The organism is Streptomyces sp. Mut1 (assembly GCF_030719295.1).
GTDB lineage: Bacteria > Actinomycetota > Actinomycetes > Streptomycetales > Streptomycetaceae > Streptomyces > Streptomyces castrisilvae.
This window is the reverse complement of the sequence record NZ_CP120997.1, coordinates 7,132,642-7,147,029: the sequence shown is the minus strand read 5'-3', so window position 1 is coordinate 7,147,029 and position 14,388 is coordinate 7,132,642. Positions and strand designations below refer to the sequence as shown.

The 14,388-nt window shown below is 72.6% G+C and carries 12 protein-coding genes; 3 read left to right on the top strand and 9 right to left on the bottom strand.

Annotation, left to right across the window (positions count from 1 at the left end; translation table 11 throughout):
- Positions 1–83: 83 nt before the first annotated feature.
- The 3 genes from P8A18_RS30885 to P8A18_RS30875 are packed head-to-tail and all read right to left on the bottom strand — an operon-like array spanning position 84 to position 4,160.
- Positions 84–1,298: an FAD-dependent oxidoreductase gene (locus tag P8A18_RS30885; RefSeq protein ID WP_306059898.1), complete on the bottom strand. Its 1,215-nt coding sequence runs from the start codon at positions 1,296–1,298 to the stop codon at positions 84–86.
- The gene (locus tag P8A18_RS30880) at positions 1,295–2,707 is read right to left on the bottom strand and encodes an NAD(P)/FAD-dependent oxidoreductase (protein WP_306059896.1); all 1,413 of its coding nucleotides are present in this window, start codon (positions 2,705–2,707) and stop codon (positions 1,295–1,297) included. The genes P8A18_RS30885 and P8A18_RS30880 overlap by 4 nt, the downstream gene beginning before the upstream one ends.
- 19 nt (positions 2,708–2,726) lie before the next feature.
- Positions 2,727–4,160 (bottom strand): FGGY family carbohydrate kinase, encoded by a 1,434-nt coding sequence (locus P8A18_RS30875; protein ID WP_306059894.1) that lies wholly within the window; start codon positions 4,158–4,160, stop codon positions 2,727–2,729.
- A gap of 320 nt (positions 4,161–4,480) precedes the next feature.
- On the opposite strand from P8A18_RS30875, the gene P8A18_RS30870 reads away from it, so the two are divergent.
- Together P8A18_RS30870 and P8A18_RS30865 are read left to right on the top strand one after the other, a co-directional pair.
- Positions 4,481–5,482 carry a hypothetical protein gene (locus tag P8A18_RS30870; protein WP_306059893.1) on the top strand — a complete coding sequence of 334 codons (1,002 nt, stop codon included), beginning with the start codon at positions 4,481–4,483 and terminating at the stop codon, positions 5,480–5,482.
- A gap of 64 nt (positions 5,483–5,546) precedes the next feature.
- Positions 5,547–7,076: an amino acid permease gene (locus P8A18_RS30865; RefSeq protein ID WP_306059891.1), complete on the top strand. Its 1,530-nt coding sequence runs from the start codon at positions 5,547–5,549 to the stop codon at positions 7,074–7,076.
- Positions 7,077–7,140: 64 nt separating this feature from the next.
- On the opposite strand, the gene P8A18_RS30860 is transcribed toward P8A18_RS30865, so the two are convergent.
- Positions 7,141–7,908, bottom strand: a complete 768-nt coding sequence (locus P8A18_RS30860) for a sulfite exporter TauE/SafE family protein (RefSeq protein ID WP_306059889.1) — start codon at positions 7,906–7,908, stop codon at positions 7,141–7,143.
- Between the two features lie 151 nt (positions 7,909–8,059).
- Here P8A18_RS30860 and P8A18_RS30855 point away from each other — a divergent pair, with 151 nt between their 5' ends.
- Positions 8,060–9,097 carry a hydroxyacid dehydrogenase gene (locus tag P8A18_RS30855; protein WP_306059887.1) on the top strand — a complete coding sequence of 346 codons (1,038 nt, stop codon included), beginning with the start codon at positions 8,060–8,062 and terminating at the stop codon, positions 9,095–9,097.
- Between the two features lie 137 nt (positions 9,098–9,234).
- Here P8A18_RS30855 and P8A18_RS30850 read toward each other — a convergent pair whose 3' ends face one another.
- The 5 genes from P8A18_RS30850 to P8A18_RS30830 form a co-directional block, all read right to left on the bottom strand.
- Positions 9,235–9,870 carry a LutC/YkgG family protein gene (locus P8A18_RS30850; protein WP_306059885.1) on the bottom strand — a complete coding sequence of 212 codons (636 nt, stop codon included), beginning with the start codon at positions 9,868–9,870 and terminating at the stop codon, positions 9,235–9,237.
- Positions 9,867–11,426 carry a LutB/LldF family L-lactate oxidation iron-sulfur protein gene (locus P8A18_RS30845; RefSeq protein ID WP_306059883.1) on the bottom strand — a complete coding sequence of 520 codons (1,560 nt, stop codon included), beginning with the start codon at positions 11,424–11,426 and terminating at the stop codon, positions 9,867–9,869. The genes P8A18_RS30850 and P8A18_RS30845 overlap by 4 nt, the downstream gene beginning before the upstream one ends.
- Complete coding sequence (locus P8A18_RS30840) at positions 11,423–12,190, bottom strand: (Fe-S)-binding protein (RefSeq protein WP_306059881.1); 768 nt, start codon at positions 12,188–12,190, stop codon at positions 11,423–11,425. Before P8A18_RS30840 ends, P8A18_RS30845 begins: the two co-directional genes overlap by 4 nt.
- Before the next feature lie 306 nt (positions 12,191–12,496).
- Entirely contained in the window at positions 12,497–13,237 is a 741-nt protein-coding gene (locus tag P8A18_RS30835; RefSeq protein ID WP_306059879.1) for a FadR/GntR family transcriptional regulator, read from the bottom strand.
- A 107-nt stretch (positions 13,238–13,344) separates the two neighbouring features.
- Complete coding sequence (locus tag P8A18_RS30830) at positions 13,345–14,388, bottom strand: S66 family peptidase (RefSeq protein ID WP_306059877.1); 1,044 nt, start codon at positions 14,386–14,388, stop codon at positions 13,345–13,347.

The window sequence follows — 14,388 nt, the reverse complement described above, 5'->3', positions numbered from 1 at the left end:
TTCCCTGAGTCTCGGACCGGCTGCTGGTTCCCTGAGTCACTGAGCCGCTGGTCCCCCGGGCCACCGGCCCCCCGGGTCCGCGGTCACCCGCCGATGGTCAGGCGCACCGCGCCGCCCCGCGGGTCGGCCCGCTCCAGCCAGTCGGCGGCCAGGGGAAAGGCGCTGCCCGGCGGGACGGTCCTGACCACCCGGTGCCGGTGCAGCACGGCCCCGTCCTGTCGGGCGACGAGCAGGGGTGCGGTCAGCCGGCGGGCGGTGCGCAGCAGGAGGCGGGTGCCGCCGGGCCCGGCCAGGTTGGGGGCGGTCCATTCCAGGGGCTCTTCGACGGTGAGCGGCGGCCCGCTCACCGGCCAGGCGCCGGTGGCCAGGTGGCGCAGTACGGGTGCGGTGACGGCTCGGCCCTCGCGGGCGGCGGTGCCCGCGCCCTCCCCGCCGTGCAGGAGGCTGCCCACGGCGAAGACTCCCGGCTGCCCGGTGCGGTACGCGGGGTCGTGGGCGGGGCCCCGGGTGCCGGGGTCCATGGGCAGCCCGCCGCGCCGCGCGAGTTCGTGGTCCGGGATCCAGTCGGCGGTGAACACCACGGTGTCGCAGGCCAGGGTGGCCGTACGGCCGTCCTCGTGGCGCACCCGGACACCGGTGAGCCGGGGGCGGCCGGTCAGGGCGGTGACGGTGGTGCGGGTGAGCAGCGGTGCGCCGCCGCCCCTGCGTACGGCGGCCAGGGGGCGGGGCGGGTGGGTGGTGACCCGGGCGACGAGGTGGACTCCGGCGGTGCGCAGGGTGTCGGCTGCCGCATCGCTGACCGGTTCGTCGCCGATGACCACCGCCCGGGTGCCGATGTGCTGGTGATGGAGGTGGACGGCCTGCTGGAGTTCGCCGGTGGTGTAGACGCCGGCGGGACGGGTGCCGGGGACGAGCCGGGCGGCGCGGGGGCGCTCCCGGGCGCCGGTGGCGAGGACGACGGCCCGGGCGGTGATCCGTTCGAGGCCGCCGGGGCCGGTGGCGTCGAGGGTGCGGGGCCCGGCCCAGCCGGTGACGGTGAGGCCGGTGCGCAGCGTGGCACCGGCCCGTCGCGCCTCGGCCGCGCAGTGCAGGGCGTACGCGGGACCGCTGAGGTCGCCGGTCTCGCGCGTGCCGAAGCCGCCGTGGGCGCAGTGGCGGGGAATGCCGCCCGCGGTCTGTTCGCGTTCCAGGACCTCGATGTGGAGGGGGCCGGCCGCGGCGAGTCCGGCCGCGGCGGCGAGCCCGGCCGGCCCGGCTCCGACGACCAGGATGTCGACGGCGCGTTCGCGTCGGGTCATGAGCGGGCTCCCTCGATACGTGCGCGGATCGCGGCCCCGCAGTGGAAGCCCTGGCAGCGTCCGTTGCCGGCCCGGGTCCTGCGGGCGAGCCCTTCGGCGGAGCGGGGCGGGAGTGTGGAGGTGAGGGCGTCACGGATCTCGCCCTCGGTGACGCGTTCGCAGTGGCAGACCAGGGTGCCGTAGGCGGGGTCCCGGGCGATGAGGCCGGCGTCGAGGTAGGGGCGGTCGGCCCCCTCGCCGAGGCCGGGCATGGTCAGGGGGGCGAGTTCGGTGGGTTCGCCCGGGTCGAGTCCGGTGCCGGGGAGGAGGGAGACGACGTACTCGGCGATGGCCATGGAGGCGGTGAGGCCGGTGGAGCGGATGCCGCCGACGGTGATGGAGCGCTGCTCGGGCCGGGCCGTGATCCGGTAGTCCTCCTGGCCGGTGGCCGCCCGCAGGCCCGCGTAGACGGCGGTGACCTCCTCGTCGAGCAGCCGGGGCAGGATGCGGCGCCCCTTCTCCCGGAGCAGGGCGAGCCCTTCGGCGGTGGACTCGGTGGCGGTCTTGTCGTCCAGGTCCTCGGCGGTGGGGCCGAGCAGGACGTTGCCGAAGACGGTCGGGGCCACCAGGACGCCCTTGCCGGCCGCGGTGGGGACGGGGAGCAGGATGTGGCCGACCAGGTCGCGGGCGAGCTTGTCGAAGACGATGAGCTGGCCGCGGCGCGGGCGCACGGTGAAGGTGTCGTGGCCGAGCAGGCGGTCGATCGCGTCGGCGTACAGGCCGGCGGCGTTGATCAGCAGGCCGGTACGCAGGGTGCCCCGGCCGGTGGTGAGGGTGTGCAGGCCGTCGGCGTACGCGAGGTCCTGGACGGGGCAGTCCAGGTGGAGGTGGACCCCGGCCCGGACCGCCTGGGTGGCGTAGGAGAGCGGGGTGGTCCAGGGGCAGATGACGGCTTCGTCGGGGATCTCCAGGGCGCCGAGCGCGCCCGGCCCGATGTGGGGTTCGCGTGCGGCGGTCTCCTCGGCGTCCAGGAGCCGGGCGGCGTGGTAGCCGTTGCGTTCGGCCTTGGCCAACAGGCCCGGCAGGGCGTCCAGTTGTTCCTGGTCCCAGGCGATGAGGAGGGCGCCGACGCGTTCGACGGGGATACCGGTCCGTCCGGCGTGGGCGGCCAGCAGGCGCTGTCCCTCGCGTACGAGGCGGGCTTCCAGCGTGCCGGGGACGGCGTCGAAGCCGGTGTGCAGGATCGCGGTGTTGGCCTTGGAGGTGCCGTTGGCGATGTCGTCCGTGGCCTCGACCAGGGCGGTGCGCAGCGGGTGGCGGGCCAGTTCCCGGGCGATGGCGGTGCCGACCACTCCGGCGCCGATGACCGTGACGTCGTACGGGGGGCCGCCGGGCAGCGGCTGACCGGCCCTGGTGACGGTGGGCGTCACCGGGCGGTTCCGGCGGGGTTCATGACCGTTCCAGGAGGGTGTGCACGGCGGCGCGGAAGGCGCCGAGGCGTTCGGCGGCCTCGTCGGGGCCGATGCGTGGTTCGTAGACCGCGGCCGGTCTCCAGTCGGGGACGGCCCGGTCGAGCGGGAGCGTGGGGTCGTGGCCCATGCGGGCCACCGCGCCGACGCCGAGCGCGGTGACGTCGGGCAGCGCGGACACCTCGACGGGCCGTTGCAGCAGGTCGGCCTGGGTCTGCATGAGGAGGGCCGAGCGGGTCAGGCCGCCGTCGACGCGGAGCACGGACAGGGGTGTGCCCCGGTCAGCCGTGACCGCGCCGGCCAGCTCGGCCACCTGGGCGGCGATCCCCTCGCACAGGGCCCGCACCAGGTGCCCGGCCGAGGTGTCGAGGCCGAGGCCGGTGAGCGAGCCGCGCAGGTCGCCGCGCCACCAGGGGGCGGCGAGGCCCGCGAGTGCGGGGACGAAGGTGACGCCCGCGGAGTCGGGCACCGAGGAGCCGACCGGGTCGAGGTCGGCGGCGCCGGAGATCACCTTGAGGTCGGTGAGCCAGCGCACCGCGGAGGCGGCGGTGTAGACCTGCCCGTCCAGGCAGTAGCTGGTGTGCCCGCCGAACCGCCAGGCCACGCAGCTGACGAGGCCGCTGCCGCCCCGGACCGGCGTGGAGCCGGTCCCGGCCAGCAGGAACGCTCCGGTGCCGTAGGTGCACTTGGCGGTGCCCGGGTCCAGGGCGCTCTGCGCGAGCAGGGCAGCCTGCTGGTCGACGAGGAGGCCGGTGAGCGGGAGGTCGCCGCCGAACGCTCCGGTCGTACCGAAGGGGCCGGCGGCGTCGACCACGTCCGGCAGGCGTTCGCCGCCGAGCCCGAAGACGTCGAGGGCGGCCGGTGACCAGGCGGCGCGGTCCAGGTCGAGCAGCTGGGTGCGCCCGGCGGTGGCGGCGTCCGTGACGAAGGCGCCGGTGAGCTGGTGGACGAGCCAGGCGTCGCTGGTGGTGACGACGCCCTCCCTGGTCAGTTCGCGGCGGATCCACGCCATTTTCGGGGCGGCGAAGTAGGGGTCGAGCGGAAGTCCGGTGAGCTGCTTCAGCTCTTCCCCGTGGGGGGCGAGTTCCGTGCAGACCGTCTCGGCGCGCCGGTCCTGCCAGACGATCGCCTCGGTGAGGGGGCGCCCGGTGTCCGGGTCCCAGGCGAGTACGGTCTCGCCCTGGTTGGCGAGCCCCACGGCGTCAACGGTCCCGCCTGATTCGGCGAGCGCCCGTTCTCCCGCCCCGATGACCGATGCGAGTAATTCCGCGGGATCGGCCTCGACCGCTCCGCCCGGGCCGTATCGGGGACGCACGGGAGCGGAACCGGAACCGATCACGCCGCGCTCGGGACAGATCACCAGCGCCTTCGTTCCCGAAGTGCCCTGGTCGATTGCGAGCACCGGGCCTGTCATCGGTTCTCCAGCGGTACGCAAGCCCGGAGGCTTGAACGGAATCATGATCTACGGTCGCGGCAACCCAGAGTGGTGCAGACCAAGGGTTACGTCAAGCACCTGCCACCCGTATGTCCGGAACCGTGCGGAGATCACCAACACCGGCCGGTAGCAAGAGACTTGAATGAAATCCAGGATTCGTTCGAGAGTTCCGCGCAAAGGGCTCTACACTCACCGCCGAGCAGCAACCGGACGCCCAAGAGCAGTTCGCAATTCAACAGTTTCTTCGCCGCAATATTCCTGAGGATCGATGAATTCAGCACCCAGTCCCGAGCGCGTCCATGGCCAACGGTGAATTCCGGCCGGTTTACCATCCGGCCGGCCACGACAATGAGCTCAGAGCGGCGTTACAGGACTTACGCACCGGACGCTGGCTCGCCATGCGCGACCTCCTCGACCGCACCCCGGACTGGTCTCTGTGGACCCAGCGCACCCAGGTGCTCGGCGCGGTCGCCGCGGGCTCGGACGCGGTGCACGCCTGGCTGACCGAGGAGCCCGGGAGCGTCGCCGCGGTCGTGATGCGCGCCCGGGTCGCCGTGGAGCGGGCGGTACGGGCCAACCGCGCGGGACACCCCAGCGGTCAGGAGCTCTGGCAGGAGGCCTGGGAGGCGTGCCGGTCGGCGGCCCACGCCTCGCCGGCCGACCCGGTGCCGTGGGTGTGCCTGCTGGCCCTGTCCCAGCTCGACGACGACCAGCGCCTGGCCGAGCACCGGCTGCCGCCACCCGGCCCGATGCTCTTCCCCGGCCCCTGGGGGCTGCTGGCCGAGGCCGACCAGCGCGACCCGCACAACCGCGAGGCGTACCACCGGATGCTCCAGTTCGTGTACGCCTGCAAGACCCGCGGCACCCTCTCCGCGGCGGTCAACTTCGTTCAGTGGGCGTCCTCCACGGCACCCGACGGCTCCCCCCTCCACGTACTCCCGCTGTACGTCCGGGTCGAGCGCTACCGCCGCGAGCACGACCACGGCAAGGCGCTCGACCTGCACTGGATCACCGAGGACGCGGAACGCGAGGCCCTGCGCGCGCTGGAGATCTGGTACCACCGCTCCCCCGCCGCGGCCCGCACCCTGCTCGACCTCAACCACCTGGCGCACGCCTTGTGGGGGGCGCTCCAATTCGCGGACGCCGCAGCCGTGTTCAGGGAGCTGGGGCCGTATTTCACCTCGCTCCCCTGGGCCTACCGCTCCCGCACGCCCGACGACCCCGGCGGCGCCGAGGAAGTGTTCGTCCGCGCCCGCGGCCGCGCCCTCGCGGCGGACCGGGGCTCCGGCAGACAGGGCTGAGCACGGCTCCGCCTGCCCTCCCCCGCTCTCTTTTCCTGCCCATCCACCGCTCAGGAGGTTCCCCATGTCCGTGTCCACCTCTCCCCGGAAGGGCGCCGGAACGACCACGGCGAAGGACGAGGAGCAACGGCTCCGCGAACTCGGCTACCAGCCGGTCCTGGCCCGCCGCATGGGCGGGTTCGGCAACTTCGCCATCAGCTTCTCCGTCATCTCGATCCTCTCCGGGTGCATGACCCTGTACGGCTTCGGCATGTCGACGGGCGGGCCGTCGGTGATGCTCTGGGGCTGGGCGGGGGTCGGCCTGTTCGTGCTCTGCGTCGGCATGGCGCTCGCCGAGGTGACGAGCGCGTATCCGACGTCCGGCGCCCTGTACTACATGGCGGACCGGCTGGGCGGCCGCAAGTGGGGCTGGTACACCGGGTGGCTGAACCTGCTGGGGCTGCTCGGTGCGATCGCGGGCATCGACTACGGCGCCGCGCTGTTCACCGGTGCGCTGATGAACCTCCAGTGGGGCTTCACGCCCACTCCCGGCAAGACCATGATCATCTTTGTCTGCATCCTGCTCCTGCACGCCGTGCTGAACCTCTTCGGCGTCCGGCTCGTCAGCGTCCTGAACTCCATCAGCGTGTGGTGGCACCTGGCGGGTGTCGCGGTGATCGTCTCCGTACTGGCGATCGTGCCCTCGCACCACCAGTCGCCGTCCTTCGTCTTCACCGAGTTCGTCAACGACACCGGCTGGGAGAACCCTCTCTACGTGGCGGCGATCGGGCTGCTGCTGGCGCAGTACACGTTCTGCGGCTACGACGCCTCCGCCCACCTGTCCGAGGAGACGTCGAACGCCTCGGTCTCGGCCGCGCGCGGCATCGTCCGGGCGATCTGGGTGTCATGGGTGGCCGGTTTCGTGCTGCTGGCCGGCCTCACCTTCGCGATCCAGGACTACGCGGGAACGCAGGAGAGCGCCACCGGGGTGCCGCCCGCACAGATCCTGATCGACGCGCTCGGCACCTCGGGCGCCACGGCGATGCTGCTGATCGTGATCGCGGCACAGCTGTTCTGCGGGAACGCCGAGGTCGCCGCCGCCAGCCGGATGGTGTTCGCCTTCAGCCGCGACAACGCGCTGCCCGGTTCCGCGCTCTGGCGCAAGGTGAGCGCCCGCACCCAGACGCCCGTCCCCGCGGTGTGGCTCTCGGTGATCGTCGCCGGGGTGCTCGCCGTGCCGTCGCTCTACTCGGAGACCGCGTACGGTGCGGTGACCGCGATCAACGTCATCGGCATCACCCCGGCGTACGCGATACCGATCTTCCTGAAGCTGCGCGCGGGCAGCCGGTTCGAGCGCGGGCCGTGGCACCTGGGCCGGTGGTCGAAGCCGGTGGGCTGGATCGCGGTGGCGTGGGTGGCGATCGTGACCGTGCTGTTCCTGCTGCCGCAGTCCTCGCCGGTGACCATCGACTCCATGAACTACGCGTCGATCGCTCTGGTCGCCGTACTGGTCCTGGCCACGGTCTGGTGGTTCATCGCGCGACGCTCGTACGGCACGCCGTCGGCGTACGGGAACGCGCGCGAGCAGGCCGAGATCGAGGAAGGCATCATCTGACCGGTCCCTCCGGTCCCCCGGCCCCCGGCGGACGCCCTTCCGCCGGGGGCCGGCCGGTTCGCCCTCAGACCAGGAGCAGTTGGAGGCCGCCGACGACGGTGGCGGCCAGCACGAGCCGTTCGAAGAGCCGCTCGTTGATCCGGTCCACGCAGACGCGGCCGAGCCAGGCGCCCGGGAGCACGAACAGCAGCATGCAGGCGTCCAGCAGCAGCGTCTGCCCGTCGATCAGCCCGAGGCCGACACTGAACGGCACCTTCGAGACGTTGACGATCAGGAAGAACAACGCCGAGGTGCCCAGGAAGCCGAGTTTGCGGAACCCGGCCGAGAGCAGATAGAGCGACATCACGGGGCCGCCCGCGTTGGCGACCATGGTGGTGAATCCGCCGAGCACCCCGTACGAGCGGGCCTTGAGCCGCTCGGCAGCGGTGGGCGGCCCGTCCGGCTCGCCCGGTTCCCCGCCCGCCTCCGTCCGGCGCCGGCGCCAGATGGTGACGCCGGCCATGAAGACGAGGATCGCGCCGATGGAGGTCCGTACGGTGGCGTCGTCGGCCCACATCATGAACAGCGTCCCCGCCACCACACCGACCGCCACGGCCGGGAAGAGCCGCAGCAGGGTCGGCCAGTGCGCGTGGCGCCGGTAGACCAGGACGGCGAGCACATCGCCGGCGATCAGGATCGGGAGCAGCACTCCGGTCGACTCACGGGCGGGAAGTACCGCCGCGAAGACCGCGAGGCTGATCGTGTTGGCACCGCTGACGGCCGTCTTGGAGAAGCCGACGAGTGCGGATGCCGCGGCCAGTGCCGCCAGTTGCCAGAGGGTAAGTGTGTCCATGCCAGGCGGAGAGCCTAACCCCCAGGTCGACCACGCGTGCCCGGGGTCCGGCCTCACAGGGCCCCGGTACGGGCTGGCTATGCTGCGCCGAAGTCGCGCGGCGCCGGCAGGCAGCCGGGACCGTCCGCCCGCCCTCGCCACCTGGAGACCGATGCCCAGCACGACACCCGCCCACCGGCCCGCCGGGCACCGCCCGCGCGCCGCTTTCGCCATGGGACCCGAGACCGCCGCAGCGATCCTGGACGAGCGCACCCTGGCGGCGTTCTCCCAGGTGTGCGACCTGGCGCCGCCGCCCGTGCTCGACGACTTCACCACCGACCGGGCCCGCGCCGTGCTCGCGGACGCCGAACTCCTGGTCACCGGCTGGGGATGCCCGCCCCTGGACGCCGCGGCGCTCGCGTCGGCGCCCCGGCTGCGGGCGGTCGTGCACACGGCGGGCTCCGTGCGGGGACACATCACGGACGCCTGCTGGGAGCGCGGCATCGAGGTGTCGTCCGCCGCCGCGGCCAACGCGCTGCCGGTCGCCGAATACACCGTCGCGATGATCCTGCTCTCCGGCAAGCGGGTCCTGGAGCGGGCCCGCTCCTACCGTGCGGGCCACCGCGACGACTGGCTCACCGACTCCCCGGAGGTGGGCAACTACCGGCGGACCGTGGGCATTCTGTCCGCCTCGCTCATCGGCCGCCGGGTGGTCGAGCTGCTGCGCCCGTACGACCTGCGGGTGCTGCTGCACGACCCGTACGTCTCCGACGAGGAGGCCGCCGCGCTGGGCGTCCGGCCGGTGGGGCTCGGCGAACTCTTCGCGGACAGCGACGTGGTGAGCGTCCACACCCCGCTGCTGCCCGCGACCCACGGTCTGGTCGGCCGGGAACTGCTGATGTCCATGCGGCCGGACGCGGTGCTCCTCAACACCGCGCGAGGCGCCGTCATCGACCAGGACGCCCTGGTCGACGTGTTGCGGCAGGACCGTATCCGGGCGGTCCTGGACGTCACGGAACCGGACACCCTGCCGGCCGGACACCCGCTGTGGGAGTGCGAGAACGCCCTGATCACCCCCCATCTGGCGGGCTCCCAGGGCAACGAGTGGCAGCGCCTGGCCGATCTGGCCGCCACCGAGGCCGGCCGCTGGGCCACGGGCGGGGGCTTCGCCCATCCCGTACGACGCGAAAGGCTGGCGTTCCTCGCCTGAGCGCACCGCCCCCGGGCCGGCTGCCCCGGCTCCCGCCCGACGGGCTGCCGGGCTGCCGGGGGGCGCCCTGCGGTGCCCCCGCCCGACCCGCCGGGTGACACGGCGGCGGGGGCAGTGCGGCCCCGCCCGCCCCCGTCCTACGCGTCCGTGCGGATGACGACCGCCAGGGTGCGCGGGCCGTGGACGCCCTCGACGCGCTCCAGCTCGATGTCGGAGGTGGCCGAAGGACCGCTGATCAGCGTGGTCGGGCGCTCCGGTACCAGCCGGGCCACCGCCTCCGGTACGCCCACCTCCACGGTCGACAGGTCGACCACGCACACATGGAGGTCGGGCACCAGGGACAGCGCCCGCCGTCCCTGGTCGGGTGAGCCGTCCAGGAAGATGGTGCCGGTCTCGGCGCAGCTGACGGCGGAGGCGGTGACGACGCCGTCGAGGGCGTCCAGGCTCGGCGCGGGGATGTCCGCGGAGTCCTGCCGGACCTCGCCGTCGTGGGCGGAGAGCCACCGCGGGTCGAGCCCGGCGGGCACGCCGATCCGTTCTGCTCCCTGTTCGCGCAGCACTTCGGCGATGACCTCGGCGGTCCGGTCGGCGGTGCAGGGGTGGACCCGCGCCTTGTAGTCGGCCAGGCGGTCGGTGAACAGCGCGAGGCGTTCCTCGTCGGGCAGGGTGCGGCCGGTGCGGTAGGCACGCGGTACGGGGGCGCCGTCGGCGGCGGGTGCGAGGGCGAGTGCGTCCCGGACGCGGCCGAGGACGGTCTCACGGGCGGTCGTCACTTGTCCTCCTCCTGCTGCTGGTCCCGGGTGGGCTGCCCGCCACGGGTGTGCTCGTCGGCGGCCGCGCGCATGGTCGCCGCGCCTTCCGCCGAGGCCAGCCAGGCCCGGAAGGTCTGTTCGGGCGGGGCCGGGGTGTCGCGGCTTTCGCTCCAGCCGGAGAACGGCGGCGGCAGGTGCGAGAACTTCCCGTCGCGGCCGGCCAGGACCCGGCCGAGTCCTGATGCCTTCTGCGCCGCCGTGTACACCTTGGGCCTGCTCATCACCCCGGCGGCCGCCTTCATGGCCAGCTTCTCGGCGGTGGTGCCGGACCGCTCGGTGTGCTGGTGGCGCAGCTCGACCAGCAGGGACGGGATGTCGATCTTGACGGGGCAAGCGTCGAAGCAGGCGCCGCAGAGGCTGGAGGCGTACGGCAGCGAGCTGTTGGGGTCGTCCCTGGCCGCGTCCATGCCGGCGAGCTGCGGGGTGAGGACGGCGCCGATCGGTCCGGGGTAGGTCGAGCCGTAGGCGTGGCCGCCGGTGCGTTCGTAGACCGGGCAGACGTTGAGGCAGGCCGAGCAGCGGATGCAGTTGAGCGCCTCGCGGCCGATCCGGTCGGCGAGGGCCGCGGTCCGGCCGTTGTCGAGGAGGACCAGGTGGAAGGTCTGCGGCCCGTCTCCGGGGGTGACGCCGGTCCACATCGAGGTGTACGGGTTCATCCGCTCGCCCGTGGACGAGCGCGGCAGGAGCTGGAGGAAGACTTCCAGGTCCTGGTAGCGCGGCAGGACCTTCTCGATGCCCATGACGGTGATCAGGGTGTCGGGCAGGGTCAGGCACATGCGGCCGTTGCCCTCCGACTCGACGACGGACAGGGTGCCGGTCTCGGCGATGCCGAAGTTGGCTCCGGAGACAGCCACCTCGGTGGTCATGAACTTCTCGCGCAGATAGACGCGGGCCGCGGCGGCCAGGTGCGCGGGGACGTTGTCCAGGGACGGGTCGACGCCCGGGATCTCCTTGAGGAAGATCTGCCGGATCTCGTCCCGGTTGCGGTGGATCGCGGGCACCAGGATGTGCGAGGGCTTGTCGTGGGCGAGCTGCACGATGAGTTCCGCGAGGTCGGTCTCGTGCGCGGTGATGCCGAGCGATTCGAGGTGCTCGTTGAGGCCGATCTCCTGGGTGGCCATCGACTTGACCTTGATGACCTCCTCGCTGCCCGTCTCCTTGATCAGCCGGGCGACGATCTCGTTGGCCTCGACGCCGTCGCGTGCCCAGTGGACGGTGCCGCCGCGCGCGGTGACGTTGCGCTCCAGCTCCTCCAGGAGTTCGGGGAGGCGGTTCATGGTGTCGGTCTTGATGGCCGATCCGGCGTCGCGCAGCTCCTCCCAGTCGGGCAGCTCGCCGGTGACGGTCAGCCGTTTGGCGCGGATGGTGCGGGTGGCGCGGCCGAGGTTGCCGCGCAGCTGTTCGTTGCGCAGTTCGTCGTGGGCGGCGGCGGGGAACTTCCGGTCGCCGCGCAGGTTGCCCGTGCCGTACGGGGACCGGGGCGGGGTCGCGGGCATGCCGAGAAAGGTTGCGCTCATCGGGCGGCCTCCGTCAGGACGTGCGGCGAGGTGCGGGTGGAGGAGAGGATCTGCGCCAGGTGCAGGGTGCGGGTGCCGGACGTGATCCGGGAGAGCCCGCCGCCGATGTGCATCAGACAGGACGAGTCGCCCGCGGTGCACACGGCCGCGCCGGTGGCGGTGACGTTGCGCATCTTGTCCTGGAGCATCGCCGTCGAGGTCTCGGCGTTCTTCACGGCGAAGGTGCCGCCGAACCCGCAGCAGGCGTCCGCCTCGGGCAGCTCGGCCAGGTCGATCGAGTCGACGGCCCGCAGCAGCCGCAGTGGCTTGTCGCCGACGCGCAGCATGCGCAGCGAGTGGCAGGTGGGGTGGTACGTGACGCGGTGCGGGAAGTACGCGCCGACGTCGCTCACGTCCAGCACGTCGACGAGCAGCTCCGAGAGCTCGTACGTCTTCGCCTTGACGGTGGCGACGCCCGCGCGCAGGGCCGCGTCCCCGTAGCGCTCGGCGATGATCTCGTGCTGGTGGCGGACCGAGCCGGCGCACGAGCCCGACGGCATGACGACGGCGTCGATGGAGGCGTCGCCGAACTGTTCGGCGAAGTTGCGCACCAGGGGCACGGGCTCGCGCTGGTAGCCGGTGTTGACGTGCATCTGGCCGCAGCAGGTCTGGCCCGGCGGGAACACCACGTCGTGGCCCAGGCGGGCCAGCAGCACCGCGGTGGATTTCACCGCCTCGGGGAAGAGCGTGTCTCCCAGACAGGTGGCGAAGAGTCCGATACGCATGGAGCCTCCCCGATCGCAAGTTGTGGTCCGACCATACTACCCTCCGTCCGATATCGGCAGATGTACACGCACCCGGAGCTCCTGCCGGACGGTGTCGCCCCGACCCTGCCGAGCAGGATGCGTTCCGAGCCGGGCATCGCGACGTCGTCGCGGCGATGGCCAGATTCTGCGGGCTGATGACCATCTCGGCGGCCACGCCAACTCCTGGACGCCGCCGTAGCCGCACCGCACGGCCGCCGCGACGCGAAAGGGGCCGGTGCGTGGACCAGGTCCACGCACCGGCCCCACGCCGTGGGCGAGCGGGCGCTACTCGGCGGCGCCGGGCCGGTCCTCGTCGACCAGCGTGCCGTGGAAGCCGCGGATGTGCTGCTCGGCGAGGTCGGCGGCCTCCGCGCCGCGGCCGGCGCGCACCAGCCTCAGCATCTCGGTGTGCTGGCGGTTGAGATGGGCCTGGGCGGCCGGCCAGTCGTCCACGTCTTCGAGGGCCCGCAGGATGAGGGGGCGTACGGACTCACGCACCGCGGCGGTCAGCGTCGAGGTGAGCGCGTTGCCCGAACTGCTCGCCACCTTGACGTGGAACTCGGTGTCGAGCTCGTTGAACTCCTCCGGCTCGATGCCCTCGCGCGACATCCGCTGGACGATCTCGCCCGCCGCGTCCAGGTCCGCGCCGGAGGCGTGCGCCGCGGCGGCGGCGAAGCTGGCGCGCTCCAGGGCGACCCTGGCCTCCATCACATCGTGGAGGCTGTAGCTGCCCAGGGCGAAGTGGAGCCGCAGCAGCCGCCCGAGGGCGTCGTCCGGGTTGCGGACGATGCGGGCCCCGGAGTCGGGCCCCCGGCCGGGCTGCGCGACCAGCACCCCGATGGTCTCCAGCACCCGGAGCGCCTCACGCAGCGCGGAACGGCTCACCCCGAAGACGGGGGCCAGTTCACGTTCGGGCGGCAGCCGGTCACCGGCCCTGAGCTTCCCCGCGAAGACCTGCTCCTCGATGCTCTGCAGCACGAGTTCATGGGTCCGGACCTGCCGCACGGGCTGCCACTCGACAGGCATCCGCTACTCCCACTCCCCGTTCCGGTCTGTACGCATATCTCGACTATGTCACACATGCCATGTGGTCGGACCACAGAAGAATGAACCGCGCACCGCCGGAATCGCGCTCAGTACGTGACCACGATGCGCCGGGCCCGACCGTCCACCCGGATCCGGCCGCCGTACGGAATGATCACCTGCGGGTCGGTGTGCCCGAAGTCGACATCGAAGACGGCCATCGTCTCCGGGGCGTACTCCTCCAACACCCGCAGCACCGCCTGCCGCTGCTGCTCGCGGTACCGCTCACCGGCCGCGGCGTCGAGCGGCCGGTCGAAGGACCAGTTCTTGGCCCGGCCCATCAGCAGGGCGGGGAAGCGCCGCAGCAGGCCCCGCTCCCCCATGTTCCGCAGGATGCGGAACACCTCGTCGGCGCTCGGCAGTTCCTCGGACGTCTCCAGGAACAGCACCCGGCCCTCGTAGGCGTCCGGCGGCAGGATCTCCCGGTCGGCCATCAGCAGCCAGGAGAGGATCTCCAGGTTGCCGCCCCAGCCCGCGCCCTGGACCACCCGCCCGGGGTTGTGCCAGGTCCAGCCGCCGGCGGGGAGCAGCGTGGCTTCGCTGTCGAAGGTACGCGGGTCCTCCCAGGGCCGGTCGAAACTGCCGGTCTCCTTCGCCGGGGTCAGCTCGTGGTCGCCATGGGTGAAGAGCGCGGCCCGCAGGGACTCGGCCGTCATCGGGTGCAGCGCGCCGGGCCGCCCGAACTCGACCATCACCGAACCACCGTGGTAGCCGACGATGCCGAGGTTGTCGAGGAGCACCAGCAGGTTGACGCAGTCGCTGTAGCCGAAGAACGGTTTGGGGTGGGCACGCAGCAGTTCACGGTCCAGGTGGGGCAGCACGGTGATCTGATCGTCGCCGCCGATGCTGGAGATGACCGCCTTGATGTCCGGGTCGGCGAACGCCGCGTGGAGGTCGGCGGCCCGCTCCTGCGGGGTGGAGCCCATCTTCCGGGTGGACGGGTACTCCACCGGCTCCAGCCCGAAGTCCTCGCCAAGACGGCGCAGTCCCAGTTCGTACGGGAGCGGGAGGATGCCCGGAAGCCCGGACGACGGGGAGAGCACGGCGACGCGGTCGCCGGGGCGGGGCTTGGGCGGATAGTGGGATGGCGTCAT

Coding starts and splice junctions, on each gene's coding strand:
- P8A18_RS30885 (WP_306059898.1), bottom strand. CDS start 1,298: ATGACCCGACGCGAACGCGCCGTCGACATCCTGGTCGTCGGAGCCGGG.
- P8A18_RS30875 (WP_306059894.1), bottom strand. CDS start 4,160: ATGACAGGCCCGGTGCTCGCAATCGACCAGGGCACTTCGGGAACGAAG.
- P8A18_RS30870 (WP_306059893.1), top strand. CDS start 4,481: ATGGCCAACGGTGAATTCCGGCCGGTTTACCATCCGGCCGGCCACGAC.
- P8A18_RS30865 (WP_306059891.1), top strand. CDS start 5,547: ATGTCCGTGTCCACCTCTCCCCGGAAGGGCGCCGGAACGACCACGGCG.
- P8A18_RS30860 (WP_306059889.1), bottom strand. CDS start 7,908: ATGGACACACTTACCCTCTGGCAACTGGCGGCACTGGCCGCGGCATCC.
- P8A18_RS30855 (WP_306059887.1), top strand. CDS start 8,060: ATGCCCAGCACGACACCCGCCCACCGGCCCGCCGGGCACCGCCCGCGC.
- P8A18_RS30845 (WP_306059883.1), bottom strand. CDS start 11,426: ATGAGCGCAACCTTTCTCGGCATGCCCGCGACCCCGCCCCGGTCCCCG.
- P8A18_RS30840 (WP_306059881.1), bottom strand. CDS start 12,190: ATGCGTATCGGACTCTTCGCCACCTGTCTGGGAGACACGCTCTTCCCC.
- P8A18_RS30835 (WP_306059879.1), bottom strand. CDS start 13,237: ATGCCTGTCGAGTGGCAGCCCGTGCGGCAGGTCCGGACCCATGAACTC.
- P8A18_RS30830 (WP_306059877.1), bottom strand. CDS start 14,388: ATGACGCCATCCCACTATCCGCCCAAGCCCCGCCCCGGCGACCGCGTC.